General features: G+C 70.8%; 24 protein-coding genes. 17 read left to right on the top strand and 7 right to left on the bottom strand.

Features of this window, described 5'->3' with window-relative positions; genetic code table 11:
* Window positions 1-54 precede the first annotated feature (54 nt).
* From F6A08_RS00380 to F6A08_RS00345, 8 genes are all read left to right on the top strand, one after another.
* Window positions 55-1,296, top strand: a complete 1,242-nt coding sequence (locus F6A08_RS00380; RefSeq protein ID WP_017202998.1) for an ABC transporter substrate-binding protein — start codon at window positions 55-57, stop codon at window positions 1,294-1,296.
* Between the two features lie 74 nt (window positions 1,297-1,370).
* On the top strand, window positions 1,371-2,276 hold the full coding sequence (locus F6A08_RS00375; protein ID WP_017202997.1) for a carbohydrate ABC transporter permease: 906 nt from the start codon (window positions 1,371-1,373) through the stop codon (window positions 2,274-2,276).
* On the top strand, window positions 2,273-3,178 hold the full coding sequence (locus tag F6A08_RS00370; RefSeq protein ID WP_017202996.1) for a carbohydrate ABC transporter permease: 906 nt from the start codon (window positions 2,273-2,275) through the stop codon (window positions 3,176-3,178). Before F6A08_RS00375 ends, F6A08_RS00370 begins: the two co-directional genes overlap by 4 nt.
* A gap of 19 nt (window positions 3,179-3,197) precedes the next feature.
* On the top strand, window positions 3,198-4,232 hold the full coding sequence (locus F6A08_RS00365; RefSeq protein ID WP_151458288.1) for an NAD-dependent epimerase/dehydratase family protein: 1,035 nt from the start codon (window positions 3,198-3,200) through the stop codon (window positions 4,230-4,232).
* Window positions 4,232-5,317, top strand: a complete 1,086-nt coding sequence (locus tag F6A08_RS00360; protein ID WP_151458287.1) for a dihydrodipicolinate synthase family protein — start codon at window positions 4,232-4,234, stop codon at window positions 5,315-5,317. The genes F6A08_RS00365 and F6A08_RS00360 overlap by 1 nt, the downstream gene beginning before the upstream one ends.
* The gene (locus F6A08_RS00355) at window positions 5,314-6,327 is read left to right on the top strand and encodes a hydroxyacid dehydrogenase (RefSeq protein ID WP_151458286.1); all 1,014 of its coding nucleotides are present in this window, start codon (window positions 5,314-5,316) and stop codon (window positions 6,325-6,327) included. Before F6A08_RS00360 ends, F6A08_RS00355 begins: the two co-directional genes overlap by 4 nt.
* Window positions 6,324-7,253: a GNAT family N-acetyltransferase gene (locus F6A08_RS00350; RefSeq protein WP_151458285.1), complete on the top strand. Its 930-nt coding sequence runs from the start codon at window positions 6,324-6,326 to the stop codon at window positions 7,251-7,253. The genes F6A08_RS00355 and F6A08_RS00350 overlap by 4 nt, the downstream gene beginning before the upstream one ends.
* Before the next feature lie 106 nt (window positions 7,254-7,359).
* Window positions 7,360-9,510 (top strand): peptidase C14, encoded by a 2,151-nt coding sequence (locus F6A08_RS00345; protein WP_151458284.1) that lies wholly within the window; start codon window positions 7,360-7,362, stop codon window positions 9,508-9,510.
* Window positions 9,511-9,639: 129 nt separating this feature from the next.
* On the opposite strand, the gene F6A08_RS00340 is transcribed toward F6A08_RS00345, so the two are convergent.
* The gene (locus F6A08_RS00340; RefSeq protein ID WP_151458283.1) at window positions 9,640-10,482 is read right to left on the bottom strand and encodes an SDR family NAD(P)-dependent oxidoreductase; all 843 of its coding nucleotides are present in this window, start codon (window positions 10,480-10,482) and stop codon (window positions 9,640-9,642) included.
* A gap of 6 nt (window positions 10,483-10,488) precedes the next feature.
* Complete coding sequence (locus F6A08_RS00335; protein WP_151458282.1) at window positions 10,489-11,145, bottom strand: GntR family transcriptional regulator; 657 nt, start codon at window positions 11,143-11,145, stop codon at window positions 10,489-10,491.
* 156 nt (window positions 11,146-11,301) lie between these two features.
* Here F6A08_RS00335 and F6A08_RS00330 point away from each other — a divergent pair, with 156 nt between their 5' ends.
* The 6 genes from F6A08_RS00330 to F6A08_RS00305 all read left to right on the top strand — a co-directional run bounded on the left by F6A08_RS00330 (window position 11,302) and on the right by F6A08_RS00305 (window position 19,029).
* Window positions 11,302-12,666: an MFS transporter gene (locus tag F6A08_RS00330; protein WP_124894544.1), complete on the top strand. Its 1,365-nt coding sequence runs from the start codon at window positions 11,302-11,304 to the stop codon at window positions 12,664-12,666.
* A gap of 14 nt (window positions 12,667-12,680) precedes the next feature.
* Window positions 12,681-14,900, top strand: coding sequence for a DUF4148 domain-containing protein (locus tag F6A08_RS00325; RefSeq protein ID WP_225855680.1), 2,220 nt, complete (start codon window positions 12,681-12,683; stop codon window positions 14,898-14,900).
* A gap of 31 nt (window positions 14,901-14,931) precedes the next feature.
* Complete coding sequence (locus F6A08_RS00320) at window positions 14,932-16,317, top strand: hypothetical protein (protein ID WP_124894545.1); 1,386 nt, start codon at window positions 14,932-14,934, stop codon at window positions 16,315-16,317.
* 87 nt (window positions 16,318-16,404) lie between these two features.
* On the top strand, window positions 16,405-17,163 hold the full coding sequence (locus F6A08_RS00315) for an SDR family NAD(P)-dependent oxidoreductase (RefSeq protein ID WP_017202986.1): 759 nt from the start codon (window positions 16,405-16,407) through the stop codon (window positions 17,161-17,163).
* Complete coding sequence (locus F6A08_RS00310) at window positions 17,160-18,236, top strand: enolase C-terminal domain-like protein (protein WP_151458281.1); 1,077 nt, start codon at window positions 17,160-17,162, stop codon at window positions 18,234-18,236. The genes F6A08_RS00315 and F6A08_RS00310 overlap by 4 nt, the downstream gene beginning before the upstream one ends.
* A gap of 1 nt (window position 18,237) precedes the next feature.
* Window positions 18,238-19,029 carry an SDR family NAD(P)-dependent oxidoreductase gene (locus F6A08_RS00305; protein ID WP_151458280.1) on the top strand — a complete coding sequence of 264 codons (792 nt, stop codon included), beginning with the start codon at window positions 18,238-18,240 and terminating at the stop codon, window positions 19,027-19,029.
* Between the two features lie 6 nt (window positions 19,030-19,035).
* On the opposite strand, the gene F6A08_RS00300 is transcribed toward F6A08_RS00305, so the two are convergent.
* Window positions 19,036-19,866 (bottom strand): PDDEXK family nuclease, encoded by an 831-nt coding sequence (locus tag F6A08_RS00300; protein ID WP_151458279.1) that lies wholly within the window; start codon window positions 19,864-19,866, stop codon window positions 19,036-19,038.
* Window positions 19,867-19,969: 103 nt separating this feature from the next.
* Here F6A08_RS00300 and dinB point away from each other — a divergent pair, with 103 nt between their 5' ends.
* Window positions 19,970-21,166, top strand: a complete 1,197-nt coding sequence (gene dinB, locus F6A08_RS00295; RefSeq protein WP_017202982.1) for a DNA polymerase IV — start codon at window positions 19,970-19,972, stop codon at window positions 21,164-21,166.
* A gap of 81 nt (window positions 21,167-21,247) precedes the next feature.
* Here dinB and F6A08_RS00290 read toward each other — a convergent pair whose 3' ends face one another.
* Both F6A08_RS00290 and F6A08_RS00285 read right to left on the bottom strand, forming a co-directional pair.
* Window positions 21,248-21,598, bottom strand: coding sequence for a nuclear transport factor 2 family protein (locus F6A08_RS00290; RefSeq protein WP_017202979.1), 351 nt, complete (start codon window positions 21,596-21,598; stop codon window positions 21,248-21,250).
* A complete protein-coding gene (locus F6A08_RS00285; protein ID WP_151458278.1) occupies window positions 21,591-22,340 on the bottom strand; it encodes an SDR family NAD(P)-dependent oxidoreductase in 750 nt (249 codons plus the stop codon). The genes F6A08_RS00290 and F6A08_RS00285 overlap by 8 nt, the downstream gene beginning before the upstream one ends.
* A gap of 77 nt (window positions 22,341-22,417) precedes the next feature.
* Between F6A08_RS00285 and F6A08_RS00280 the strand changes: the two genes are divergently transcribed.
* Window positions 22,418-23,389 (top strand): C-terminal binding protein, encoded by a 972-nt coding sequence (locus F6A08_RS00280; RefSeq protein WP_151458277.1) that lies wholly within the window; start codon window positions 22,418-22,420, stop codon window positions 23,387-23,389.
* A gap of 14 nt (window positions 23,390-23,403) precedes the next feature.
* Window positions 23,404-24,258 carry a fumarylacetoacetate hydrolase family protein gene (locus tag F6A08_RS00275; protein WP_151458276.1) on the top strand — a complete coding sequence of 285 codons (855 nt, stop codon included), beginning with the start codon at window positions 23,404-23,406 and terminating at the stop codon, window positions 24,256-24,258.
* A gap of 203 nt (window positions 24,259-24,461) precedes the next feature.
* On the opposite strand, the gene F6A08_RS00270 is transcribed toward F6A08_RS00275, so the two are convergent.
* On the bottom strand, window positions 24,462-25,310 hold the full coding sequence (locus F6A08_RS00270; protein WP_151458275.1) for an SMP-30/gluconolactonase/LRE family protein: 849 nt from the start codon (window positions 25,308-25,310) through the stop codon (window positions 24,462-24,464).
* Window positions 25,307-26,146: a hypothetical protein gene (locus tag F6A08_RS00265; protein ID WP_017202974.1), complete on the bottom strand. Its 840-nt coding sequence runs from the start codon at window positions 26,144-26,146 to the stop codon at window positions 25,307-25,309. The genes F6A08_RS00270 and F6A08_RS00265 overlap by 4 nt, the downstream gene beginning before the upstream one ends.
* Between the last annotated feature and the right edge of the window lie 80 nt (window positions 26,147-26,226).

Raw genomic sequence — 26,226 nt, 5'->3', positions numbered from 1 at the left:
CCATTGCAGTGTCATAATGAACCGTACTCAGCACGGTATAAGCAAAGGAGCACCATGCGCGTCAGCAAGATCACCGGCGTCGTCGCGGGATTCGCGGCCGCCACCCTGTTGGCCGGATGTTCGGCCGGCGGAGGCAACACCGCAGAGGGTGAGCAGGACATCACGGTCTGGCTCTACCCCGTCATCGCCGACGAGGCGGTGCACAAGGACTTCTGGGACTCCACGATCGCGGAGTTCGAGAAGGAGAACGAGAACGTCAACGTCAAGTACGAGATCTTCCCGTGGGCGAACCGCGACGAGGCGCTGCAGACGGCCATCGCCGCCGGCAAGGGCCCCGACGTCGTCTACCTGATCCCCGACCAGCTCGCGGCGTACCAGAAGTCGATCGCACCCCTGAACGACCTGCTCAGCCAGGAGCGTCAGGACGATCTGCTCCCGAACGTCAAGGACTCGGTCACGATCGACGGCGACATCCTCGGTGCGCCGATCCTCACCAGCGCCCAGCCCCTCATCTGCAACGCCGCGGCGTTCGAGGCCGCCGGCGTCACCGAGTATCCCGAGACCTGGGACGACATCGTCGACATCGCGCCGAAGTTCACCGCCGCCGACATGTACGTGCTGAACTACCCGGCCTCCGCCGAGAACACCCTCAACCTGACCTTCTACCCGCTGCTGTGGCAGGCCGGTGGCCAGGTCTACGACGACGAGGGCCAGGTCGGCTTCGACAGCAAGGCCGGCGACGAGGCGCTCACCTTCATCACCGATCTCGCGAAGTCCGGCGCGCTCGACCCCGAGGCGCTGACCACCAACGTCCCGCTCGAGCAGACCGCGATCGCCCAGGGCAAGGTCGCCTGCACCTGGAACAACGCCGTGACCGAGGTCGCGCCGTTCTGGGGCGAGGAGAACGTCAAGGTGCTCGCACCGCTCACCGACAAGGAGTCCGTCGCGTACGGCACCGTCGGCTCGCTGTCGGTGCTCAAGGGCTCCAAGGCGCAGGACGCCGCGGCGAAGTTCGCCGAGTTCGCCACCAGTGCCGACGTCGTCGAGCCCTACCTCACCGCCGCAGGCTACTTCTCGGCGCTGAGCACCACCGAGCCGCTGTACGCGGACGACCCGCTGCTCGGCGAGGTCGAGAAGTACGTGCCCGACACCACCGTCGGCGAGCTCAGCAGCAGCTCCCGTGCGCTGATGGGCGTGCTCGCCCCCGAGATCCAGGCGGCGCTGCTGGGACAGAAGTCCCCGGCCGATGCGCTGAAGGACGCCGCGGCTGCCGCGGCTCCGCTGGTCCAGAAGTAAGCACCACCCCGGGGCGTGCGATGAGCCGTCGCACGCCCCCCGTCTCTCTCCGCTCCCGACGTGAGGAATCGACAATGACGACGGCCACAACGGCGCCGAAGCCCGCAGGGCGCGTCACCCGGGTTCTCGCCCGACGGGAAGCCCGCGTGGCCTTCCTGTTCGTGCTCCCCGCCTTCCTGCTCTTCATCGCCTTCCGCTTCGGCCCGAGCATCGCCGGCGTCGCGCTGAGCTTCTTCGACTACGACATCTCCGGCGAGATCGCCTGGCGCGGGCTCGACCACTTCCAGCGCCTCGTCGCCGACCCGCTGTTCTGGCGCGCCCTCGGCACCACCGTGATCTACACCGTGCTGGCCGTGCCGATCGCCCTCGTGCTGTCCACCGTGATGGCCCTCGGGGTGCGCCGCGCCTTCCGCGGCGCGCGCTTCTTCCGGTCGATCTTCTTCCTGCCCGTCATCACGTCGCTGGTGCTCGCCGGCTCGATCTTCGTGTGGATCTTCTCCGCGAACGGACCCTGGTCCGCGCTCATGGCGCCTCTCGGACTCGGCGGCTCCTGGCTCGGCAGCACCGTCCTGGTCATCCCGGCGATCGTCGTGGTCGGCGTCTGGTCGCGCTTCGGCTACGGCATGATGATCATCATCGCCGCGCTGCAGGATGTGCCCCGCGAGCTCGAGGAGGCCGCGCTCGTCGACGGCGCCAACGCCTGGCAGCGCTTCCGGTGGATCATCTTCCCCTACCTGCGCCCCACGTTCTTCTTCCTCGCGGTGATCGAGACGACCGCCGCCTTCCAGGTCTTCGACGTCATCTACGTGATGACCCAGGGCGGCCCGGCCAACGCCAGCTACTCGCTCGTCTACCTGCTGTACGACCAGGGCTTCCGCTACTTCGACTACGGCTATGCGGCCGCCGTCGGCGTCGCCCTGTTCATCATGACCCTCGTGGTCGCCCTCATCCAGCGCCTCGTGATCGGAAAGCAGAAATGACCGCCCTGATCCAGCCGCCTACGCAGACCCCGCCGGCGACCGCGAAGCCGGCCGCCCGTCGGAACCGCTCCTTCCGGGCGCTCGAACCCACCCGCGGCGGCATCGTCCTGCGGTGGATCTGGCTGAGCATCGCCGGCATCCTGAGCTTCTTCCCGTTCTACGCCATGGTCGTCCTCAGCCTGAAGCCCGGCATGGTCGTGGAGCTGCCCGGCTCGCTGCTGCCCTGGACGGACATCTCCTTCGAGTCGTACGAGCAGGTGCTCGGCGGGCAGAACATCCTGGGCTGGCTGTTCAACACGCTCGTCTACTCGCTCGTGTCGGTCGTGGCCGTGCTGTTCCTCTCCGCGCTCGCCGGATACGCCTTCGCCAAGAAGCGCTTCCGCGGCAAGGAGGTCATGTTCTGGTCGTTCCTGGCGATGGTCATGGTGCCGTTCCACGTGACGCTGATCCCGACGTTCATCCTCATGGCGAACCTGGGCGGCATCGACACGTACTGGGGACTGATCCTGCCGACGCTCGCGAACGCGCAGGCCGTGTTCCTGATGCGCCAGTTCATCCAGGGGCTGCCGGACGAGCTGTTCGAGGCCGCCCGCATCGACGGCGCCGGCGAGTTCCGCATCTTCCTGCGGATCGTGCTGCCGCTGTGCAAGCCGATCCTCGCGACGCTGGGCATCTTCGTCTTCCTCTGGCACTGGAACGACTTCCTGTGGCCGCTCATCATCGCCAAGTCGAACTCGATGTTCACCCTCACCGTGGGCATCTCGTCGCTCCAGCAGCAGAACGTGCCGCTGAGCACCATGCTCGCCGGATCCGTCGTCGCTCTGCTGCCCATCTTCCTCGCGTATCTCATCGCTCAGCGGTACGTGCAGGAGGGTGTGACGGGCACAGGGATCAAGGGCTGAGAAGAAGGGAAAGCACCACATGACTCAGCACGCATTCACCTCCGAGGCGGAGCTCGAGGAGGCACTGGCCACGCCGAGCGACGGCCTCATCGCCGACCTCGCTCGCGGTTCCGGAGACCTCGTGATCCTCGGAGCCGGCGGGAAGATGGGCCCGACGCTGGCGATGCTCGCCCGTCGCGGGATGGACGCCGCGGGGCGCGCCGACGACGCGGTGTACGCGGTCTCCCGCTTCGGCGACGCCGCCATCCGCGAGCGCCTGGAGGCTGCGGGCGTGACGGTCGTCCCGTTCGACCTGATCGAGAACGACGACTTCTCCACGCTGCCCGACGCCCCCAACGTCGTGTTCATGGTCGGCGCGAAGTTCGGCGCCGCGACCAACGCCTCCTGGGCATGGGAGGTCAACGCCGCCCTGCCCGACCGCGTCGCCCGCCGCTACCGCGACAGTGCGATCTCGGTGCTGTCGACCGGCAACGTCTATCCCTTCCTGCCTGCGTCGTCCGGAGGCGCCTCCGAAGAGGTGCAACCCGCGCCGATCGGCGAGTACGCGCAGTCGTGCCTCGGCCGCGAGCGCGTGTTCGAGTTCGGCGCACAGGAGCGCGGCACCAAGGTCGCGATCATCCGCCTGAACTACGCGGTCGACCTGCGCTACGGCGTGCTCGCCGACATCGGCAGCGCGGTGCATGCGGGGGAGCCCGTCTCCGTCGCCACCGCCAACGTCAACGTGATCTGGCAGGGCTACGCGAACGAGGTCGTGCTGCGCAGCCTCGTGCACGCCTCCACCGACCCGTTCGTGATCAACCTCACCGGCCCCGAGCTGCTGAGCGTCGCCTCGATCGCGCGGCGCTTCGGCAGCGTGTTCGGCCGCGAGGTCACGATCGTCGACGAGGAGCAGCCCACCGCACTGCTCAGTGACGCCCGCCGCTGCATGGCGCTGTTCGGCTACCCGTCCGTCTCGGCCGAGGAGCTCATCCACATGCAGGCCGGATGGATCCGCGACGGGCTGCCGATGATCGCGAAGCCCACCAAGTGGGCCGTGCGGGACGGGAAGTTCTGATGGCCGACGCCGCCGCGCGCATCGCCACGGTGCCGACCCTGCGCCGCCCTGCAGCCGCCACCCTCGCCCGCGGCGCCGTGATCCCCGCGCACCCCCTCGCCCTCACCGCCGACCGCACGCTCGACGAGCGCCGCCAGCGCGCGCTGTCCCGCTACTACCTCGACGCGGGTGCCGGCGGACTGGCCGTCGGCGTGCACACGACGCAGTTCGAGATCCGCGACCCCGAGCACGCGCTGTTCGAGCCCGTGCTCGCGCTCGCCGCGGAGGAGATGGACGCCCGCGACGACCCGAGCCTCGTGCGCATCGCCGGGGTGGCCGGTGACACCGCGCAGGCCGTCGCCGAGGCGGAACTCGCCCGCTCGCTCGGCTACGACGCCGTGCTCGTGAGCCCGCGCGTCGCCGGTGCGGACGAGAAGGCCCTGCTCGAGCGCGCCAGGGCCGTCGGCGAAGTGCTTCCGCTGGTCGGCTTCTACCTGCAGACCGCGATCGGCGGGCCCGTGCTCGACCGGGAGTTCTGGCGGGAGTTCGCCGCGATCCCCTCGGTCGTCGCCGTGAAGGCCGCCCCGTTCGACCGGTACCGCACGCTCGAACTCGTCCGCGGCGTGGCCGCCTCGGGTCGGGCCGACGAGATCGCCCTCTACACGGGCAACGACGATGCGATCGTCGCCGACCTGCTCTCGGAGTTCCACGTCGACTCCCCGTCCGGCCCCCGCACGCTGCGCTTCGTCGGCGGGCTGCTCGGCCAGTGGGCGGTCGGCACGCGGGCGGCGGTCGCGCTGCTTGAGCGGGCGCATCGGGCGATGGCGGGAGACGCGGAGGCCTACCGCGAGGTCGGACTGCTCGCCTCGGACATGGTCGACGTGAATCAGGCCGTGTTCGATCCGGGCAACGACTTCCACGGCGTGATCGCGGGCGTGCACGAGATGCTCCGCCAGCAGGGGCTGCTCGAGGGCACGTGGTGCCTCGACCCCGGGGAAGGGCTCTCGCCGGGGCAGGCCGACGAGATCACGCGGGTGCGCCGCGCCTACCCGGCCCTGAACGACGACGCCTTCATCGCCGAGAACCTCGAGGCCTGGCTGCGATGAGCGGCGGGACGAGCGCTCCGACCGTGGTCGCGGTCGTCTCGGCGGAGCTCTTCGCGGAGTTCTTCACCGCCGAGGACACGGAGCGGCTGCGGGCGGCGGCCGCGGCTCTGGGTGGGGCGTTCGTGCGCGTCGACCGGCTCGCGGACGCCGCGCTGGAGGAGGCGCGCGTCGTCATCACGAGCTGGGGCGTCGGTCCCTTCGACGAGGCGGTGCTCGCCACGCTGCCGAAGCTGGAGCTCGTCGCGCACACCGGCGCGACGATCAAACCCTTCGCGACCGATGCGCTGTTCGACCGCGGCGTGCGCGTCACGCAGGCGGGAGCCGGGATGGCCCGGTCGGTCGCCGAGGTGTCGCTGACCTTCACCCTGGCGCTGCTGCACCGGGTGCCCGAGATGCACGACGCGCTGCGCACGGGGGGCGGCTGGTATGACGCCGAGACGGTCGGCGTGCAGCATGAGATCCTCGGAGCGCCCATCGCCGTGATCGGCGCCTCGCGCACCGGACGCGGCTACCTCGAACTGATCCGCACCCTCGGCGCCGCACCGATGCTGGTCGATCCGACCCTCGACGAGGAGGCGGCCACCTCGCTCGGAGCTGAGCTCGTCCCGCTCGACGAAGCGCTGCGGCGCGCGCAGATCGTCGCGGTGCACGCCCCGACCCTGCCGGAGACGCATCACCTGATCGGTCGCCGCGAGCTCGCGCTCATACGCGACGGCGCGGGGCTCGTGAACACCGCGCGGTCCTGGCTGGTCGATGAGGCCGCGCTGATCGCGGAGCTGCGGTCGCGTCGGATCAGTGCCGCGATCGACGTGTTCGACGAGGAGCCGCTGCCCGCGGATCACCCTTTCCGGTCGGCGCCGCGCGTGCTGCTCACCCCGCACCGGGCGGCCGGCACCCGCGAAGGTCGGCTGCGTCAGGGCCGGATCGTCGCCGACGAGCTCGACGCCTTCGTCGTGGGGGCTCCGCTCGCGCACACCATCGACCGCGCCCAGCTGTCCTCGATGGCATGACCGCCGTCGTCGTGCGGTCGGCGCGCGCGGAGGATCAGTCCGCGCTGGCCGTGCTGTGGGCCGAAGCGTTCACCCCGCCGCTCGCCCCCGATCAGTGGCTCGTGGACGCTGACCGCCTGGCGCACACGCTCGTGGCCGAGGACGGCGACGGCGTGTGCGGCTCGATCTACGGGCTGCCGAAGCGGCTGCGGGAGTCCGACGGCGCCGTGGCCAGCGTGCACGCGATCGGCAGCGTCGCGGTCGCGGAGCGCGCACGGGGGAGAGGGCTCGCCCGCCGGCTCGTCTCGGCATCGCTGGAAACAGGCCGGGAGGCCGACTGGGCGCTGCTGTTCACCGGCACCCCCGAGGTGTACCGCTCCAGCGGCTTCACGTCGTTCGCGATGTCCCGCACACTGGTCGGGCCGTGGTCGACGGCGTCGGTCGTCGAGGCGGCTGCCGGGGCGATCCTCCGCGAGTCCGTGGGTCTCGGCAGTCTCGGCGCGGTGCACGACGTGTACGAGCGGTCCCGGTCGGAACGCCTCGTGCTCGCCCCCGTGCGCAGCGACCGCGACTGGACCATGGCGGAGGTCCGGATGCGCGGCGCGACGCTGTACCGGCACATCGAGGACGCTGCGGTGGTCGGCTATGCCATCGCCGAAGCGCGCGGCGGGGTGGGTCTGCTGCACGAGAGCGCCGCGCTGCCGGACGCGGTCGATCCGGTCGGGGTGCGTCGCGCCCTGCTCGGCGCCGTCGCGGCGGACTGGGCGTCCGCCGGAGTGCGGTCCTGCGACCTCGCCACCCCCGCGCTCGCGGAGGAGGAGGCCGCCGTGCACGCCTTCGCGCCGGGCGCCGTGCGACAGCACGACCGCACCGGGATGACCCGTCCGCTGCGACGGGAGCCCCGACTCGACGGCATCCGCCACTTCACGGCGGGCGACTACTTCTGAGCAGCCGCTCGGAGGGCACTGGGGACTGGGGACTGATCGGAAACCGCGAGCCGGCCGGACGGCCGGATCGCCTGACCGCGGCGAAGGCGCCGCAAGGAGGATGAGCATGACCCAGCAGGAGATCACCGAGACCACTGCCGCCCTGCGCAGCAGGCGCATGCTGCTCGCCGGATTCGGCGCCGCAGCGCTCGGCGGTGTCGCCGCCGCGACCGCCTCGGCGCCCGCCCAGGCGGCCGGGCCCGCCGTATCCCAGGACGCCTCGGGCGGCAAGGACGTCGCGGTCGGCGGCACCGCGACCGACCTCGCCCAGCGCAAGGGCAAAGAGGGGGAGCTGGTCCGCACCACGGGCTACGGCGCGGCGGGCGACGGCGGCGACGGGCTCTACCGCTTCGTGAAGAAGGACGCGCCGGCCGCGAACGGCGGCACCGTGCTCGCGGCTCCGAAGGGCGGGGCCTGGGTGCTGGTGCACCAGGGCGTCCTCGACTTCCGGATCTTCGGTATCCGGGACGCGAGCGTGAACGCCGACGACGCCCTCGACGCGATGGTGAACGACCCGAGCATCCACCGCGTCGAAGCGCACAGCGACCTCAACTTCGTCCGCCGGCACAAGTTCACGCGGTCGAACATCGCATTCGACTTCGGCGGTCACCTCATGACGACCGAGGGGATCGAGAACGCCGGGAAGGACGACCCGTTCGCCGCGGTCATGTTCTTCCGCGGCGAGGTGACCGATGCCGTGCAGGAGGCGAAGCTCGGCGAGGTCGTGCCCGACCTCGGCGACATCTTCCCCGTGGCGGACTCCTCGTTCTTCGCGGTCGGGGACTGGTACGCCGCCGAGGTGAACGCGCTGTCGGGTCGCTGGGAGCGCGAGCTGCAGCGGATGGTGCAGGTGACGCAGATCGTCGACGGCACGCACATCCGCATCAACTACAAGAACGGCTGGCCGCTCGGCAAGGACCGCACCATGACCTGGCGCCGGGTCGTGCCCGTGCAGGACGTGACGGTGTCGAACCTGAAGTTCCTCGGCACGGGCACCGACGAGTACACCGGCTCGCACCCGCTGGCGTTCGAATACGCGGTGCGCTGCGACGTCGACCACATCGACGGCACCGGCACGTTCTGGCCGCTCATCCAGCGCCGCTGGAACACCTACTACTCGACCGTGAGCTGCACGCTGAAGAACCCGACGTCGGTCACCTGGGGCGGAGCGGGCTACCTGACGCAGCAGATCTACTGCCTCTACGGCTACGTCGCCAACTGCCACACCGCGAACTCCCGGCACCTGAACGACTTCACCGCGAGCGCCTACTGCCTCGTCGAGAACTGCCACGGCGACGGCGACGACCAGGGGCCGTTCGTCACGCACGGCCAGTACGAGCACGACCTCACCTACACCGGTAACTCGGGCCTCATGACCTTCGCGAACTCCGGGGCGGCATGGGGTTCGGCGGCCAAGCGCATCACCGTCCGCAAGCACGTGTGCTCGTGGTTCGTGGCGCGCGTGCGCATCACCGACCTCACCCTCGAAGACGTGCAGGTCATCGGCAAGCCGTCGCTCGCGGGCTCCGGGATGCTGTGGATCAATGCGGACGGCGCGCAGCTGCGGGGGTGCACCGCATCCGACACGCTCATCATCACGCAGGCCAGCGACAACTCGTCTCGTCCGACGATCATCGCCGACTCGCACTTCACGTTCGTGGCTCCCGGCGAGCTCACCAACGCCACGGTGAAGACACCGGTCACGTTCGTCGACACCGTGCTCGATCGGGTGGGCGGGATGAAGATCACCGGAGCGGGTGCGGTGACCTTCCGCGGCTCGACCCTGATCGGCGCCGACGACGCGGCCCCCGTCACCTCGTCCTCCGAGCGACTGCGGTTCGAGGGGTCGACGCTCCGCAATGCGCGCATCGTCGCCGCGCGGACAGAGCGGCAGACGGTCGAGGTGTCCGGATCCGACGTGGCGATCAAGGGCGGGACGGGCATCGCGAGGACGGGCGACGGCGAGCTGCACCTGACCCTGAGCGACAGCACCTTCCGCGCCGAGGGTTCTGCCACGCACGTCTCGATCACGAAGGGCGCGACCCACTACCGTGCGGTCGGCAACCGCTTCGAGGGAGGAGCGCTCGAGCTGGCGGATGCCGCGTTCGGCACGTCATCCACGCTGCTGCACTCCGCCAACGTGGAGTCCGGCGTCACCCGCACGGCTTTCCCCGCCGAGGGCGCTCGCGTCGTCGACACCGCCAACCTCGCCCTCTGACCCCCGCCCGTGTCCCTCTCCCTGGTACGAGTGCACGGGATCCTGACGAGTGCACGGCTTCTCGACGTGAAGAAGCCGTGCGCTCGGCGAGAGCCCGTGCACTCGGCCGGGGTGCGGGGGGCGCGGGAGCTAGGAGAGGGGGATGCCGACGAGCTCGGCGCTGCGCTGCCAGAGGGCCTCGGCGAGGGCGGTGTCGTGCACCTGCGGGTTCACGCGCGAGGTGAGGGCGCGCTCGTCGTAGTACGCCCCCGAGATCCAGGTCTCGCCCGGAGTGCCCTCGATGAACCACCGCAGGGTCGCACCGCCCTTGTCCGGGCCGATGAGCAGCAGGCGGCGCAACGGAGTCCGGTACACGAGGCGCATGATGCTCGAGGAGTCCGAGGCGAAGTTGGTCTGCACGGTGCCGGGGTGGAACGCCACGGCACTGAGCCCCTGCGCGTGGAACCTCTCATGCAGGCTCTCGGCGAACAGCACATTGGCGAGTTTCGCGTCGCCGTAGGCCTTGTTCGGGCTGAAGCGGCGCGCGTTGTCGAGGTCGTCCACGTCGATGTGCCCGAACAGGCGGTGGGCGACGCTCGAGGTGTTGATCACGGCACCGCCGGCCCGCAGCAGCGCGGGCAGCAGCAGGTTCGTGAGCAGGAACGGTGCCAGGTGGTTGACCTGCATCGTCTTCTCGAACCCGTCGACGGTCGGGGTCCGGTCGCCGAAGATGCCCCCGGCGTTGTTGGCCAGCACGTCGATGCCGGTGTCCCCCACGGCGTCGGCGATCCTCGCGGCCAGGGTTCGCACGTCGTCGAGGCGGGCGAAGTCCGCAGTGAACCACTCGGATCCGGTCTCCTCGGCCACGGCACGGGTCTTCTCGACGGAGCGGCCGACCAGGAGGAGACGGTGCGGCGAATCCGCGAGCTGGCGGGCGGCGGCCGCGCCGATGCCGTCGGAGGCGCCGGTGAGGATGATGGTCTTCGCGGGCACGGCGGGTCACTCCCCCGCGGAGGATGGCGTGATGCGCTGCACGGCTCTGGTCACATGTTCCGCGATCACGGCACGGGCCTGGTCGGGGTCTCCGCTGGCGATGGCGTCCACGATCTGCTGATGGCTGCGCACATGCTCCTCCTGCTCCGCGGGGTCGAGGGCCGAGTTCGCCGCCTGGATGAAGCCCGTGATGCGGCCGCGCAGCTGCGCGCTGAGCTCGTCGAGGAAGCGATGTTCGGCGAGGTCCGCGAGCGTCTCGTGGAACAGTCTGTCCTGTCGCAGCACTTCGGCGATGTCGCCGGGAGCCGCGTCGGACATCGCCTGGATGATCGCACCGAGCCGCACGGCGGACTCCTCGTTCCACCGTTCCTGCACCCGGATGGCCATGAACTGCTCGAGGACGATCCGCAGGCTCGAGATCTCCTCGAGGTCCTGCGCCGTGAGCTCGGCGACACGGGCGCCGCGGCGGGGTTCCCGCGTGATCAGCCGTTCTTCGGCCAGTCGGGTCAGGGCCTCCCGCACCGGGATGTGGCTGACGCCGAGGCGATCCGCGAGCTTCCGCTCGACCAGCCGCTCGCCCGGCGCGAGCTCTCCCGAATGGATGGCTGCGCGCAGCTCGTCGGCGACCTGTTCGGCGATGTTCTGATCCGAGACGCTGCGCATCCGTATGCCCTCCTCGATCCGCGGCGCGTGTCACCTGTCGGCCGGGCGGAATCGTTCGCTCGATGCTATGGCATTTTCACAAACGCTGGACACCGTGGGGCATTTGCTACATGCTATAGCAAAGCGGTCCCCTCGAGCGACGACGAAGGAGTTTTCATGTCCGGCACCGGCACCACCCCCGACACCCGCACCGCGGACCAGGTCGGCGCATCCGCCATGAAGAAGGCGATCTGGCGGCTCGGCCCCTTCCTCGGCCTGCTCTACCTCGTCGCCTACATCGACCGGAACAACGCCGGCTTCGCGAAGCTGGAGATGACGGCCGCTCTGCAGATCACGGAGGCCGCGTTCGGCTTCGCCGCCGGCATCTTCTTCATCGGATACTTGCTGTTCGAAGTGCCGAGCAATCTGCTGCTGGAGAGGTTCGGCGCCCGCAAGTGGATCGCGCGGATCATGATCTCCTGGGGTATCGTGGCCGCCCTCACCGCGTTCGTGCAGGATGCGACGCAGTTCGCCATCGCCCGCTTCGTCCTCGGCATCGCGGAGGCCGGGTTCTTCCCCGGTGTGCTGCTCTATCTCACGCTCTGGTTCCCGCGGCAGTACCGCACCCAGGTGCTCGCGGTGTTCGTGCTCTCGAACCCGATCGCGAACGCGGTGGCTGCACCGCTGTCGGGCTGGATGCTCGAGCTGCACGGACTGTGGGGGCTCGACGGCTGGCAGCTCGTGTTCCTGCTGCAGGGCGTTCCGGCCGTGCTCCTCGCGTTCGTGGTGTTCTTCTGGCTTCCCGACCGCCCGCAGGATGCGCGTTGGCTCGATCGCGCGGAACAGCGCTGGATCAGCGACACCCTGGCCGCCGAGACCGCAGCCACCGAGCAGAAGCACGGGCGCCTGCGGCTGCGCGAGGTGTTCAGCAACGGTCGCCTGTGGACGCTCATCGTGCTCTTCTTCGGCGTCGTGTTCGGCGCCTACGGACTGGGCATGTGGCTGCCGACGATCGTGAAGAGCATGGGCGACTTCTCCAACTCGACCACGGGCTGGCTCGTCGCTTTGCCGAACCTGTGCGCGGCGCTCGTGATGCTGCCGTGGGAACGCGCCGCGCGGAAGCAGGGCAACATCCCGCTGCAGATCGGCATCACGCTCACCATCACCGCTCTGTCGCTGATGGCGGCGGTCGCGGCGCAGGACACCCCGATCCTGGCGCTCATCGCCCTGTGCATCGGCATGTCGGCGCTGTTCTCCACGACGCCCCTGTTCTGGAGCCTCCCGCCCATGGTGCTCACGGGCACTGCGGCCGCCGCCGGGTTGGCGTTCATCAACTCGGTCGGCAACCTCGCCGGCTTCGCGGGCCCCTACGCGATCGGCTGGATCAGCCAGACCACGGGCTCGGCGATCTGGGGACTGCTCCTGATCGCGGCGCTCACTCTCCTCGGCGCGACCATCGCCTTCGTGCTGAGCCGGCGCGCGGACTTCACGGTTCCCGCCGAGGTGCAGCTGTCCGCGGACGCGGCGTCCACGGTGCGATGACGGAAGGAGTGGATATGACCGACACCTCGACCACGACGGATCCACCTGCGGGGACGACCTCCCCGGACGCGGCCACGGGCGTGCGCTCCTCCGGTCGCCGCGCCCTCATGGCAGGACTCGGGGCGGTCGCCCTCGGCACGGCCGGCGCGATCGCGAGCACGGCACCGGCGCAGGCCGCTCCCGTCGCCACCGGCGCCAAGGACGTCACGCGAGCGGAGTCCGTCGCCGATCTGGCCCGTCTCCGCGCGCGCGACGGCGAGGTCGCGATCGTGGCCGGCTATCGGGAGCCCGGAGACGCGGGACTCCTCGTGTACGTGGGGAGCGAGGACGGCGAGCTCGCAGCCAACGGGGGCACGGTGATCGGCGGGAAGCACGGCACCCGCTGGATCCTGCAGCACGACGGGACGGTCGACTTCCGGGTCTTCGGCATCACGGGTCCGGAGAAGCCGGCCGACGATGCGCTCGCCGCGATGGTGAACGACCCCCGCATCCGACGGATCCAGGCGAGCACGGATCTGCTGTTCCGGCGACGGCACCGCTTCACGCGGTCCCACCTCGAGATCGACTTCGGCGGTCATCTCCTCACGACGGACGGGATCGAGCAGAACACGCACGACAACCCGTTCGGGGCGGTCATGTTCTTCACCGGAGTGTCGAAGGACGTCGTGGTCGAGCATGCGCTGGCCGAGGCCTGGCCCGAGCTGACGGACGCCGTGGCCGTGCCCGATGCGTCGCGCTTCCCCGTCGACTCCTGGTGGGCGGTGCAGTGCGACCCCGTCGCCGGTGGCGGGGCGGATGAGCGCGAGCTGCAGCGGTTCGTGCAGGTGACGCAGCAGATCGACGCGCACCACATCCGGATCGACTACCTCAACGGGTGGCCGCTGGACAAGGGGCGCAAGCTCAGCTGGCGGCAGATGGAACCGGTCGCGGGCGTCCGCATCGCGAACATGCGGTTCCTCGGCGCCGGACCCTTCGACGGTCCGACCGACGGCTCCTTCCCCGACTCGCGGGAGCTCACCGGATCGCACCCGATCGCGTTCGAGTACGCGATCCACTGCGACGTCGCCGACGTGCATGCGAGCCGCACCTGGTGGCCCGTCATCATGCGGCGCTGGAACACGCACTTCACGACGGAACGCTGCTCAGTCGAGAACCCGCCGACCGTGTTCTACGGGGGTGCGGGCTACCTCACGCAGCAGATCTACAGCCTCTACGGCCGGGTGAGCGACTGCACGTCGTCGAACGCCAGGCACCTGAACGACCTCACCGCCAGCGCCTACTGCCTCGTCGAGAACTGCCACGGCGACGGCGACGACCAGGGCGGCAACCCCTTCACCACGCACGGGCAGTACGAGCACGACCTCACCTTCATCGGCAACTCCGGGCTCATGGACATCGCCAACTCCGGGGCGCAGTGGGGCACGTCCGCCAAGCGCATCACGGTGCGCGACCACGTCTGCTCGTGGTTCGTCGCCGGCACGAAGATCACCGATCTGACGCTGGAGAACGTGCGCGTGATCGGCCGCTCGACCTTCGATCCGCAGGCGACCATGACCATCAACGCCGACGGCGCGCAGGTGCGAGGGTGCACCGCGGGACTTCTGGCGATCGGACAGCGGTCGCAGCGCTCATCGCGGCCGACCGTCATCCAGGACTCCACCTTCGCGCTGCCCAAGGATCAGGTGCTGGTGCAGACCCCGGTCACGGCCACCGTCCGCTTCGTCGACTGCACCATCACCGGGGTCGACGGCGTGAAGGCGCGGGGGTCTGGGCCGGTCGAGTTCGTGGACTGCCGCCTCAGCGGCCCGGCGGCGGCCGCGCCCTTCGAGATCGGCGCCTCCCGGTTGACCATCCGCGGCGGCTCGGTGCGCGACGTGCGGCTGACCGCGACCGCGGCCCGCGACCAGCTCGTCACGCTGGACGGCGTCGAGCTCGGCACGGAGCGCGCGGACGGAGCCCTGCTCACCCGCGCGGCCGGTGGGGTCATCACCTGGCGCGTGAACGGCGTGACCTCGACGGTGCCGAAGGGCGCGGCGCACCTCGACATCGGGACGGGGATCAACCACGCCCGCGTCACCGGCAGCCAGTTCGTCGGCGGAGGACTGCGGCTGGCGGACGGGTTCGCGGACGCGTCCACCCTGCTCTACACCGACAACGTCGAGCGCGGCGTCGAGACCGTGCTGCCCGCGGCCGGCGACCGCGTGCTGATCGCCGACGTGCTGACGAGCGCCTGAGCCGCGGCATGGAGAACAGGAAGGACCCCTCGTGAACGACACGGCACCGGCCACGCGCCTCGGAGACCGCATCCGCATCCCGCGCACCCGGGCGCGCATCGGTGTCGCCCGGCGCGACATCACGCCGCCCGTCGGCATCCGCGCCAAGAACTGGGGGCCGGCCGACTGGGAGCGGTCCGAGGGCGCGCACCGGCCGTTCGAGCTGACCGCGCTCGCCGTCATCGCCTCGGATGAGCGCCCACGCCTGCTGCTCGCGGTGGACGGCACATGGTGGCGCAGGGTCGCGGATGAACAGGGAGTGCGCGGGGCGATCCTCGACGGTCTCGGCCTCGAGCCCGACCAGCTGATGCTGTCGCTCTCCCATACGCATGCGGGCGCGGTGCTGTGCGCGGCGGATGCACATCTGCCGGGTGGCGAGCTCATCCCCGGGTACCTCGAGGCCCTGGCCGCGGCCGGTATCGCGGCCGGGCGCGAGGCGCTGGAGACCGCGCGACCGGGACTGATCGAGTGGACCACGGGCAGCTGCACCCTCGCGGCGGAACGCGAGCTCGACCTCGACGGCCGCGCCCTCGTGGGGTTCAATCCGCAGGGCACGGCCGACGACACCGTCACGATCGGCCGGATCAGCCTCGACGGCGACGTGCGGGCGACGCTGGTGAACTACGCCTGCCATCCGACGACCCTGGCCTGGCAGCACCGGGAGGTGTCGCCGGACTACGTCGGCGCGATGCGCGAGATCGTCGAGGCGGCCACGGGCGCTCCGTGCCTGTTCCTGCAGGGAGCGTCGGGAGAGCTGGCCCCGCGGGAGCAGTACACAGGCGACGTCGCGGTGGCCGACCGCCACGGGCGCTCCCTCGGACACGCGGTGCTCGCCGCGCTGGACGCCCTGCCGCAGCCGGGGGAGGAGCTGACGCTGGACGGCGTCGTCGAGTCGGGGGCACCGCTCGCGATGTGGACCGGAGCTCCGGCGGACGGCGGCGAAGGTGCAGCAGGGATCGTGTCCGCGGTCGAACTGCCGCTGCGCGACCTGCCCACCCTGGACGAGCTCGCCGCGGAGTGGAAGGACATCGATCCGCGGTCGCGCGAGGAGCGTCTCGGGCGTGCCCGCAACCTCCGTGACGGCTACATCGACGGCCCGACCGTGCAGCATCCGGTCTGGGCCTGGCGGCTGGGCGACGCGGTGATCGTGGGGCATCCGGGCGAGGCTTACTCCCGGCTGCAGACGACCCTGCGGGAGCGGTTCCCCGGCACACCGATCGTGGTGATGAACCTCACGAACGGCCCGGGTTTCGTGTACCTCCCGACCCGCGAGGCCTACGACCGCGGGGCCTACCAGTCCTGGCAGACCCCCCTGGCTCCCGGCGCCCTGGAGCTTCTGGAGTCCCACGCGGTCTCCCTGGTCGCCGGACTCATCTGACCCCGCTCCGGTCGCGATATTCCAGGGATTTCGGGCCCATTTGGCTGGAATATCGCGACCGGAGCTCAACTGAAGGAGAACAACAGCATGACGCAGCTTCCCGTCGCCATCGTCACCGGAGGATCGGCCGGCATCGGCTGGGAGATCGGACAGCGCCTCGCCGCGGACGGCTACCGGGTCGTCGCGACCGACCGGGTCCCGGGGCTCACGGCGGCCGACAACCCCGCCGGGATCCTCTGGCGGGAGCTCGACGTGACGGATCACGCCGCCGTCGACCGGGTGTTCGGCGAGATCGAGACGGAGCTCGGACCCATCGAGGTGCTCGTGAACAACGCCGGGATCCAACGGCACCGCGGGATCGAGGACCTCACGTGGGAGGAGTGGTCCGCCGTGGTCGACGTGAACCTGCACGGGGTGTTCTCCGCGCTCCAGGCCGCGGGGAAGCGGATGCTCGACCGCGGCGAGGGGCGGATCGTCAACATCTCCTCCATCTCCTCGCGCGGCTCCGCGGGGCGGGCGCCCTATGCCACGACCAAGGCTGCCGTGATCGGACTCACCTCGACGGCCGGAGCGGAATGGGCGGCTCGGGGTGTGCGCGTGAACGCGGTCGCTCCGGGCTACGTCGACACCGGTGTCTTCCGGCACGGCGTCGAGCAGGGCACCCTGAGCCTCGAGACGATCCTGTCGCGCATCCCGGCGAAGCGCCTGGCCGAGGCGAGCGAGATCGCGGCCGCGGTCAGCTTCCTCGTGTCCGACCAGTCCCGGTACATGAACGGGCAGACCCTGTACGTCGACGGCGGGTTCATGGTGGACTACGGCGTGCCCCTCGCGAAGAAGCCCGAATGAGCGCCGTCGCCCGGATCGACACGGCCACCGCCGTGCTGCCCCTGCCCGCGCCGCTGCACCTCGGGGCGATGACGGTCACGCGCCGGGAGTACTCGGCGGTGCAGGTCACGGCCGACGACGGGACGACCGGGATCGCGTACTGCCTGTCGCGCGAGGCTCCGATGACCGAGATCGTCGAACGGCTCGTGGCACCGCACGCGCTCGGCGCGGAGACGGACGACCCCGCGGCCGCGTGGGAGAGGATGCTGCGCGGCAGTGCGATCGTCGGTCGGGTCGGACTCGTCAGGCGGGCCATCGGCCTGGTCGACATCGCCCTGTGGGACATCGCCGCCCGGCAGCAGGGTGCGCCGCTGTGGAAGCTGCTCGGCACCGGCGACGCCCCGCGCGCGGCCATGCTCGTCGCCGCGTATCCCTCGCCCGACCGCACCCCGCGAGCGGTCGCCGACGAGGTTCTCCGCCAGGCAGCCGGCTGGTCGCAGGTGAAGATCTCTCGCATTCCGGATCCGGCATACATGCGCGAGCTGCTGGCGATCCTCAACGCCGAGCTGCCCTCGACCACCGGACTCGTGGTCGATGTCGGGTTCGGCTGGCCCGACGCCGACACCGCGCTGGCGGAGATCACGCAGTGGGGAGAACCGCGCCTCGCCTGGCTCGAGGACCCGCTGCTCCCCGAGGACGCCGCCGGCGTCGCCCGCATCCGTCAGGGCTCCGGCCTTCCGGTGGCGGTGGGTGACGAGGTCACCGACCCGGCGGTGCTGCAGGCGCTGGTCGAGGTCGGCGGAGTGGAGGCGCTGCGGCTGGACGTCGTGGCCATCGGCGGCATCACACCGGCGCGCGAGCTGATCGCCTGGGCGGCCGAGCGCGGACTCCCCGTATCGGGCCACGTGTATCCCGAGGTGACCGCCCACCTGGGCATCCAGGTCGAGACGTTCGCCCGCGGGGTCAACCCCTACGATCCGGCGCCGTCGTTCATCACGGAGGGTCCGCGATTCGACGGGACCATCACCCCTCTCGCGACGCCGGGACTCGGCTTCGGCCTCGACCCCGCCGTCTTCCGATTCGGAAAGGACTGACATGGCAGACTCCGCACGCAGCGTCGTGGTCACCGGCAGCGGCAAGGGCATCGGCCGGGCTATCGCCGAGCGCCTCACCGCCGACGGCTGGACGGTGGTCGGACTCGAGCGCTCACCCGGCTCGGGAACCGTCGAGGAGGGCATCGTGGCCGAGGTCGTCCTCGGCGACGCCTCGGAGCGCACGGTTCACGAGCGCGCCGCGGCCGTCGCCCGCGCCAGGGCTCCGCTCGCCGGCTGGGTGAACAACGCGGGGATCACGAAGCGCACCCCGTTGCACGACCTGGATGAGACCGTGGTGCGGGAGGTCATCGACATCAACGGGTTCGGCTACATCTGGGGGTGCTCGGCGGCGGTGTCCGCGTTCGTCGATCAGGGCCACCCGGGGGCGATCGTGAACGTCGGGTCGATCCACGGCCGGTCCAGCTTCGTCGACCACGCGGCGTACGAGTTCACGAAGGGCGGCATCGACGCCCTGACCCGCAGCGTCGCCGTGACGTATGGCGGTTTGGGAATACGCGCGAACACGGTGGCTCCGGGCGGCGTCCGTACGCCCCACCTTGAGTCCCAGATCGCCAGGGCCGCCGACCCCGCCGCCGAGGAGCGTGCGCTCGCGGAGGGGCCGCCGATGGGGCGCATCGCGCGCGCCGAAGAGGTGGCCGCGGTCACCGCGTTCCTCCTCTCCGACGAGGCTCCGTACCTCTCGGGACAGTCGATCGCGGTCGACGGAGCTTGGACGGCGTCGTTCGGCGACGTCGCCGTCAGCCCCGAGCTGCGGGCTCGCTTCGGCGGCTGATCCGGCTCACCGGAGGTACGCGTCCACCATCAGCGCGCCGCGGATCGTCCGCAGCTGTTCGACGAGGCGCGCGATGCTCTTCGCGTTCACCGAGGACACGGCGAGGTCGTGCGGTCCGAGCGGTTCGAGCTTCCCGGTGCGCAGGCGGATGACCTCCCACCCGGCGGCGCGGAGGGCCCTGTCCTTCCGCAGATCCGCATCCTGCCGCTTGCCGACGTGCTCCAACCCGTGACGGCCCACCGTGTCGTACTCGACGGCGATGCGCAGCTCCGGCAGCACGATGTCGGGCCAGACCTCGGTGTGGCGGAAGAACGGGCGGGCCACCTTCACGGCGTTCACGGTCGGATCGAACGCGATCGCCGCCGCGAGCTCCGCGCGCAGACGCCCCTCGGCGGCGGACGCGGGTCGCGGCGCACAGACGCTCACGAACGCGGTCCCGGTCGGCAGGTCAGGCGTCTTCGTGCAGAGTGCGGGCGCCGGGCGGCGCGGTCTGCGCGGAAGGGCGCGTGCTTCGCCCAGGACGACGGGCTGGGGGCGGGCGAGCGCCGAGCACTCGGGACACCATGCGGAGCGGCGTCGCACCGGTCCCGGACGCTCGCGCTGCTCGGTCGGGGTGGCTGCGAAGCGATGCCCGAGCGGACACTCCCAGCACAGCAGCACGTCGGCGGCGAGCGGGATCTGCGACAGGGCGATGCCGTGGTTCAGCTCGGGGTGGTACTGCCGCACGAGCTCGGGGTATGCCGCCCATCCCGTGCGATACGTGCCCACCTCATACGGAACAGCGCGACCGCGGGAGAACTGCCGTCGCGCCCACCACTGCATCACCGGTTCCGGCACGCGCCGACCCTACCCGTCGGCACCGACACGGCATCCGTCGGGTCGGACGCGTCGCCGATGTCCGCGGTCCGTGCGACGATCCGCACGTCGACGGGAGAACGGGATGCGCGGGGAAGCGACGGTGCTGCACGCCGACCTCGACGCGTTCTACGCGTCCGTCGAGCAGCGTGACGCGCCGGAGCTGCGCGGGCGGCCCGTCATCGTGGGCGGAGGCGTGGTGCTGGCGGCGAGCTACGAGGCGAAGGCGCGCGGTGTCCGCACGGCCATGGGCGGACGCCAGGCCCGCGACCTCTGCCCGGATGCCGTCGTCGTGCCGCCGCGTATGGAGGCCTACTCCGCGGCGAGCAAGGCGGTCTTCTCGATCTTCCGCGACACCACGCCGCTGGTCGAGGGGCTCTCGATCGACGAGGCCTTCCTCGAGGTCGGCGGCCTGCGGCGCATCGCCGGAACGCCCGAGCAGATCGCGGTGCGACTGCGCGAGCGCGTGCGGACGGAGGCCGGACTGGCCATCTCGGTCGGGGTCGCGCGCACCAAGTTCCTCGCCAAGGTCGCCAGTGCGGTGAGCAAGCCGGACGGTCTGCTGATCGTGGAGCCCGAGCGTGAACAGGAGTTCCTGCTGCCCCTCCCGGTGGAGCGGCTGTGGGGCGTGGGGGCGGTGACGGCCGAGAAGCTGCACCGGTACGGCATCCGCACGGTCGGCGAGCTGGCCGAGCTCGAGGCCGCGACGGCGGAGAGGATGCTGGGGAAGGCGACGGGCGCGCACGTGCACGCCCTCGCCCGGCTGCGGGATCCGCGGCCGGTCGACACCACCCGCCGCCGCGGATCGATCGGTTCGCAGCGCGCGCTCGGCAGTCGACCTCGATCGCCCGAGGAACTGGATCTCATCCTCACGCAGATCGTCGATCGGCTCGCGCGGCGTCTGCGCGACGGCGACCGGGTCTGTCGCACGGTGGTGCTGCGTCTGCGCTTCGGCGACTTCACGAAGGCGACGCGCTCGCGCTCCCTCCGGGCTCCGACCGACCGCACCGCCATCCTGCTCACGGTCGCGCGCGCCCTGCTCGCCGTGGCGCACACCGAGATCGCGGAGCGCGGCATCACATTGATCGGCATCTCGCTGTCGCAGCTCGACCGCGTCGACCGGGTGCACCCTGAACTGCCGATCGACTGGGGCGATGAGGCGCGCCTGGACACCGTGCTCGACGATCTCCGCGATCGCTACGGTGCGACGTCGGTCTCGCGGGCGGCGCAGCTCGGCCGCGACCCGGGGTGGTCGTCGCCCGTCCTGCCGGAACACGAGTGAGCACTTCTGGCCCGGCCCCGCCGTACGAGCCTGCAACGGTTCGAGCCGAAGCTCGCGGATGCGGTGCCCGACCGCGCCGGGTCAGGCCTTGAGCATCGACGCCCGCGCGATGCGTCCGTCCACCACGTCGAAGGTCGCGATGGTCTCGGTCGCGACGCCGGCGTTGATGACCTGCTCCTGCGCGACCACCCACCGGGATCCGAAGAGCACGCTGGTGTCGATGACGCACGAGAGCTCGGGGTTCTGCAGTCGGGGCTCGTAGAAAGCCCGGATAGCGGCCGACCCCACGATGGGCTCCGGCGCCACACCGGTGATCACCGCGTCGTCGGCGTAGGTCGCCACGAACGCGTCGAGGTCGTGCGCGTTGAAGGCGTCGAGCTGCGCCTGCACGGTGTCCAGGGCGGAGCGGTCGAGGGCGGTGCGGTCAGTCAATGCGAACTCCTCCGTTGACGTCATAGGTGGCTCCGGTGATGAAGCGGGAGCGCTGCGAGGCGAGGGATGCGATGATCCAGGCGACGTCCTCCGGCTGTCCGAACGCTCCGAGCGGGATGCCGGCTTCGAGCTTCGCGCGCCCCTCGCCCTGCAGCTGGTCGGTGATGGCGCTGGCCACCGGGCCCGGGGTGACCGCGTTGACGCGGATGCCCTCCGACGCCAGGTGCCGGGCGAAGCTGCGTGTGATCGCGAGGATCGCCCCCTTGCTGGCGGCGTAGTGGATGCCGGTCTGCAGCGCGCCGACCTGTCCGGCGATCGAGGCGATGTTGATCACGGACCGGTCGCCGTCCGCGGCTCGGAGCAGCGGAAGGGCGCCGCGGGTCAGGAAGAACGTGCCGCGGGCGTTGGTCTCGAGGACCAGGTCCCATTCGTCGAAGTCGATCTCGTCGTAGGGCGTGTAGGGGCAGACGCCGCCGTTGTTGACGAGCACGTGCAGCGATCCCCACGCGGCGGTGACCTCCGCGACCAGGGCATCGATCGACGCGCGGTCCTGCAGGTCGAGGCGGGACACCCGGACCTCGGGGGCGCCGGCGGCACGGCAGTCCTCGGCGACGCGATGGGCCTCGGCCTCGCGCCCGGCATAGGTGATCCAGAGGGCGACGCCCTCGCGGGCGAGTTCGAGGGCGGCGGCGGTTCCGATACCGGAACTGGCCCCCGTGATCAGTGCGCGGCGAGCAGTCATGTCGTAAACGCTATAGCAACCCGAGGGCAAAGTCAGCCGTCGTGCAGCAATCTGCTAGATGCTATAGCATCGCTCTCATGACCGCGCCTCTCATCCTCGTCAGCGACTGCGACCTGCCGGGAACCGTCATCGAAGACACCCTCCGGCAGGCCGGGCTCCGAGCCGAGCGTGCCGCATCCGGGAGCATCGACGACCTCGCCGTTCTCGGCGCGGACGCCGAAGGCCTGGTCGTGCAGTGGGCGCATATCACCGCCGACGTCATGGACCGGATGCCGAACCTGCGCATCATCAGCCGCGTCGGCATCGGATACGACATGGTCGACGTGGCGGCCGCCACAGCTCGGGGCATCGCCGTCGCCAACACACCGAGCTACTGCATCGAAGAGGTGGCCGCCCACACGATCGCAATGATCATGACGCAGGCCCGCGGCCTGCCCGCATACGACCGTGCCGTGCGCGCCGGGACCTGGAAGGCGGTCGACGCGCGGCCGCTCGCGGTGCGCCCGTCGACGACGACCGTGGCCGTGCTCGGGTTCGGGCGCATCGGCTCCATCGTCGCCCGCGGATGCCGTGCCCTGGGGTTCCGCGTCGTCGTCGCCGACCCGTACGCCGCACCCGACGCCGTGCGCGAAGCGGGATGCGAGCTCGTCGAGATCCCGGATGCCGTGGCACAGGCCGACCTCCTGACCCTGCACGTGCCGCTGACGGACGCCACGCGCCACCTCATCGACGGACCGGCTCTCGCGACCATGAAGCAGGGCGCCGTGATCGTGAACACCTGCCGCGGACCCCTCATCGACGAGGAAGCACTCGCGGCCTCGCTGCGCGCCGGGCACCTCGGCGCGGCGGCCCTCGACGTCTTCGCCGGGGAGCCGCTCGCCGACGACTCGCCCCTGCGCGACCTCGAGCAGGTGCTGCTGACCCCGCACGCCGCCTGGTACTCGCCGGAGGCGCTGGCGGATCTCCCCGTGCACGCCGCGGACAACATCATCCGATTCCTCGCCGGGGAGTCCGTCCCGATCGTGAACCCCGCGTACGCCGCGCGCTGACCCCAGGAGCACCCATGGAACTGCTGCGACTCGGATCCCCCGGTCTGGAACGCCCCTTCGTCCGCGACGGGGACACCGTGTACGACCTCGCCTCCCTCACGCCCGACATCGACGGCACGTTCCTCGGCGCCGACGGCATCGCCCGTGTGCGTGCCGCCCTCGACCGGGACGAGCTCCCCGCGGCCGACGTCGAGGGGCTTCGCATCGGCGCTCCCGTCGCCCGCCCGACCGCCGTCGTGTGCATCGGCCAGAATTACGCGGCGCACGCGGCCGAATCCGGGGCGGAGCCGCCCGCACACCCCGTGATCTTCTTCAAACACCCGAACACCGTGGTCGGACCGAACGACGTCGTGCTGCTGCCGCCCGGCGCGGAGAAAGTCGACTGGGAGGTGGAACTCGCGGTCGTGATCGGCAAGACGGCACGATACCTGCCGTCGGTCGAGGCGGCACGCGACGTCATCGCCGGGTACACCATCTCGAACGACGTGTCGGAGCGGGCGTACCAGCTCGAGGTCTCGGGCGGGCAGTGGTCGAAGGGGAAGTGCTCCGAGACGTTCAACCCTCTCGGCCCCGCGCTCGTGCCGGCGGACGAGGTCGACCCCCAGGCGCTGAGGCTTCGGTCCTTCGTGAACGGCGAGCCGCGCCAGGACTCCTCGACCGCGGACATGATCTTCCCGGTGCTGCAGATCGTGCACGAGCTGAGTCAGTACGTGGTGCTCGAGCCCGGTGACGTCATCAATACCGGGACCCCGCAGGGCGTCGCCCTGTCGGGGAGGTTCCCCTACCTGCAGGACGGCGACGAGATGACGATCGAGATCGACGGACTCGGACGCCAGCAGCAGCGCACGGAGCGCGTCCGGCTCGGCTGATCCGCCCGGCGGCCTGTGTCCGGGGCACGGTTCCCATGGCTGAGTGCACCGTGTCCCGGGCAGAGGCCGTCGGGTGTTCCCCCGGGTTCAGGCATTCGCGCGAGATCAGGCAAGTGGCCAGGGTTTCGGCCTGTTCTGGCGGGATCGCCTGACCCCGCGCGCCCGGCCTGACCCCGCGCGCCCGGTGTGATCCCGCGCGCGGGTCAGCCGGCGAAGGGGAGGACGGGGATGCCGTGCACGCCGGGGCGCACGGCGAACACGGAGCCGGCCTCGGTGCCGTGGTCGGCGGGGAGGCCCTGTGCGGAGGTGGTGATGTAGAGCGTGCCGAGGTCGTCGTCGCCGAACGTGCACGCGCTGACCTGGGGGACGGGGAGGTCGATCGTCGCGATCAGTTGTCCGGATGCGTCGTAGCCGCGCACCGCGCTTCCGCCCCACAGCGCCACCCACACGCTGCCGTCGGCGGCGATCGTGAGGCCGTCGGGAGAGCCGTCGTCCTCGGCGATGGTCGCGAAGGATCGGCGGCCGCGCAGGTCGCCGTCCGCCACGTCGAACACGTCGATGCGTCCGGTCTCGGTGTCGATGTAATACGCGCGCCGTCCGTCCGGGGCGAAGCCGACGCCGTTCGACACCGTCACGTGGGGCAGGACCGTGGTGATGCCGAGCTCGGCATCCACCCGCAGCAGGCTCGCGGCGCCCGGGGTGGAGTCGTAGCCCATCGAGCCGGCGAGCAGACGTCCGCGCGGGTCGCAGCATCCGTCGTTCATGCGCACGGAGTTGTCGTCGAACAGGGAGGCGGCGGCGCGCGCGTCTCCGTCGACGTCATCCGCGAGATAGAGGGTGCGGGCTCCGACGGCGACCAGTCCGCCCTGGGTCCGGGGGCGTGCGAAGGCGAGGTACTCGTCATCGATGTGCTGGCGGGTCACGCCGTCGGAGCGCAGCGTCAGCAGGTCTCCGGCGTCGCCGTCCACCCAGCGCAGTCCGCCCCATCCCGGCCACCAGATAGGGGCTTCGGCGTGGTGGGCGATCGGTCCGGTGACGTTCTCGGGGGTCATGCGTCCTCGCGGTGCTGTCCGCGCGGCGTGGGCGGCCGCAACGGGTCGGTGACGGGCAGGGGGTCGGCCTCGGGCGGGGCATCCGGCGTCGGCGCGGACGACGCGGGAAGCTCCCTGGCCACCTGCTTCTCGAGCACGGTGACGGCCTCGTCCGAGAGCAGGATGAGGCCGTCGAGCTCTTCGCGCACCCGCTTGTAGGCGACGTTGCGCTCCGCCTGCGTTGCCGACTCGTCGACGGCCACCTTGAGCAGCTGCTGCGCCCGCTCCAGCCGCTTGCGCTCGGGCTCGGTGAAGGTCGAGTCGCGCAGCCGCCTGGCGTCCTTCTCGGCGATCTCGAACGCGACGGCGTAGTCGCCCACGGCCTGCAGATACTCGGTCACCTGCTGCTCCGAGACCTTCGCGTCGGCGGAGGCGGGGCGCAGGGCGTCGGCGGTCTTCTTCGCGCGGAGGAAGGCAGCGGTCAGCGGCTGGCGGCCGTCGCTCATGGCGGGATAGGCGATGAGCTTCGCGACGTCGAGCTCGTAGTCGAGCCAGCGCGCCGTGATCTCGTCGTGCTCGGCGAAGAGGCGCGCGACGAGGTCAGCAGGGGCGACGGATGCGGTCGTGTCGACCACGGTGGGTCCGCGCCGCTTGGCCTGCTGGGTCAGTGCGCGCGCCTCGATCTCGGCGGTCTTCAGCTGGGCTTTGATGCGCAGCGTCTCCAGGCGGCGTTCGTGCCGGCGCTTGGAGTTGCGCTCCCACGCCTTCGCGGCCCCGCCCGCCATGCCCATGATCGGGAAGACGAGCCACCAGTAGTGTCCCGCGAAGGTCCAGAAGCCCTGGATGAACTCGTCCATGATGCGTTCAGCCTACTGCGCGGTGTCTCACGCCGAGGGGTGCGGGGCCGTGGCCGCGCACGCGTGCACGAGGATGGAAG

Origin of the sequence: Microbacterium algeriense, from assembly GCF_008868005.1 — a bacterium.
Taxonomy (GTDB): Bacteria; Actinomycetota; Actinomycetes; order Actinomycetales; family Microbacteriaceae; genus Microbacterium; species Microbacterium algeriense.
The sequence above is the reverse complement of the archived record's forward strand: the minus strand, read 5'-3'. Positions and strand labels throughout refer to the sequence as shown.

Excerpts from the sequence above, each read along its gene's own strand:
- F6A08_RS00280 (WP_151458277.1), top strand. The coding sequence starts at position 22,418 with ATGACCGCGCCTCTCATCCTCGTCAGCGACTGCGACCTGCCGGGAACC.
- F6A08_RS00350 (WP_151458285.1), top strand. The coding sequence starts at position 6,324 with ATGACCGCCGTCGTCGTGCGGTCGGCGCGCGCGGAGGATCAGTCCGCG.
- F6A08_RS00265 (WP_017202974.1), bottom strand. The coding sequence starts at position 26,146 with ATGGACGAGTTCATCCAGGGCTTCTGGACCTTCGCGGGACACTACTGG.
- F6A08_RS00310 (WP_151458281.1), top strand. The coding sequence starts at position 17,160 with ATGAGCGCCGTCGCCCGGATCGACACGGCCACCGCCGTGCTGCCCCTG.
- F6A08_RS00335 (WP_151458282.1), bottom strand. The coding sequence starts at position 11,145 with ATGCGCAGCGTCTCGGATCAGAACATCGCCGAACAGGTCGCCGACGAG.
- F6A08_RS00355 (WP_151458286.1), top strand. The coding sequence starts at position 5,314 with ATGAGCGGCGGGACGAGCGCTCCGACCGTGGTCGCGGTCGTCTCGGCG.
- F6A08_RS00330 (WP_124894544.1), top strand. The coding sequence starts at position 11,302 with ATGTCCGGCACCGGCACCACCCCCGACACCCGCACCGCGGACCAGGTC.
- F6A08_RS00375 (WP_017202997.1), top strand. The coding sequence starts at position 1,371 with ATGACGACGGCCACAACGGCGCCGAAGCCCGCAGGGCGCGTCACCCGG.
- F6A08_RS00370 (WP_017202996.1), top strand. The coding sequence starts at position 2,273 with ATGACCGCCCTGATCCAGCCGCCTACGCAGACCCCGCCGGCGACCGCG.
- F6A08_RS00325 (WP_225855680.1), top strand. The coding sequence starts at position 12,681 with ATGACCGACACCTCGACCACGACGGATCCACCTGCGGGGACGACCTCC.
- F6A08_RS00275 (WP_151458276.1), top strand. The coding sequence starts at position 23,404 with ATGGAACTGCTGCGACTCGGATCCCCCGGTCTGGAACGCCCCTTCGTC.
- F6A08_RS00270 (WP_151458275.1), bottom strand. The coding sequence starts at position 25,310 with ATGACCCCCGAGAACGTCACCGGACCGATCGCCCACCACGCCGAAGCC.
- F6A08_RS00315 (WP_017202986.1), top strand. The coding sequence starts at position 16,405 with ATGACGCAGCTTCCCGTCGCCATCGTCACCGGAGGATCGGCCGGCATC.
- F6A08_RS00345 (WP_151458284.1), top strand. The coding sequence starts at position 7,360 with ATGACCCAGCAGGAGATCACCGAGACCACTGCCGCCCTGCGCAGCAGG.
- F6A08_RS00365 (WP_151458288.1), top strand. The coding sequence starts at position 3,198 with ATGACTCAGCACGCATTCACCTCCGAGGCGGAGCTCGAGGAGGCACTG.
- F6A08_RS00380 (WP_017202998.1), top strand. The coding sequence starts at position 55 with ATGCGCGTCAGCAAGATCACCGGCGTCGTCGCGGGATTCGCGGCCGCC.
- F6A08_RS00360 (WP_151458287.1), top strand. The coding sequence starts at position 4,232 with ATGGCCGACGCCGCCGCGCGCATCGCCACGGTGCCGACCCTGCGCCGC.
- dinB (WP_017202982.1), top strand. The coding sequence starts at position 19,970 with ATGCGCGGGGAAGCGACGGTGCTGCACGCCGACCTCGACGCGTTCTAC.
- F6A08_RS00305 (WP_151458280.1), top strand. The coding sequence starts at position 18,238 with ATGGCAGACTCCGCACGCAGCGTCGTGGTCACCGGCAGCGGCAAGGGC.
- F6A08_RS00285 (WP_151458278.1), bottom strand. The coding sequence starts at position 22,340 with ATGACTGCTCGCCGCGCACTGATCACGGGGGCCAGTTCCGGTATCGGA.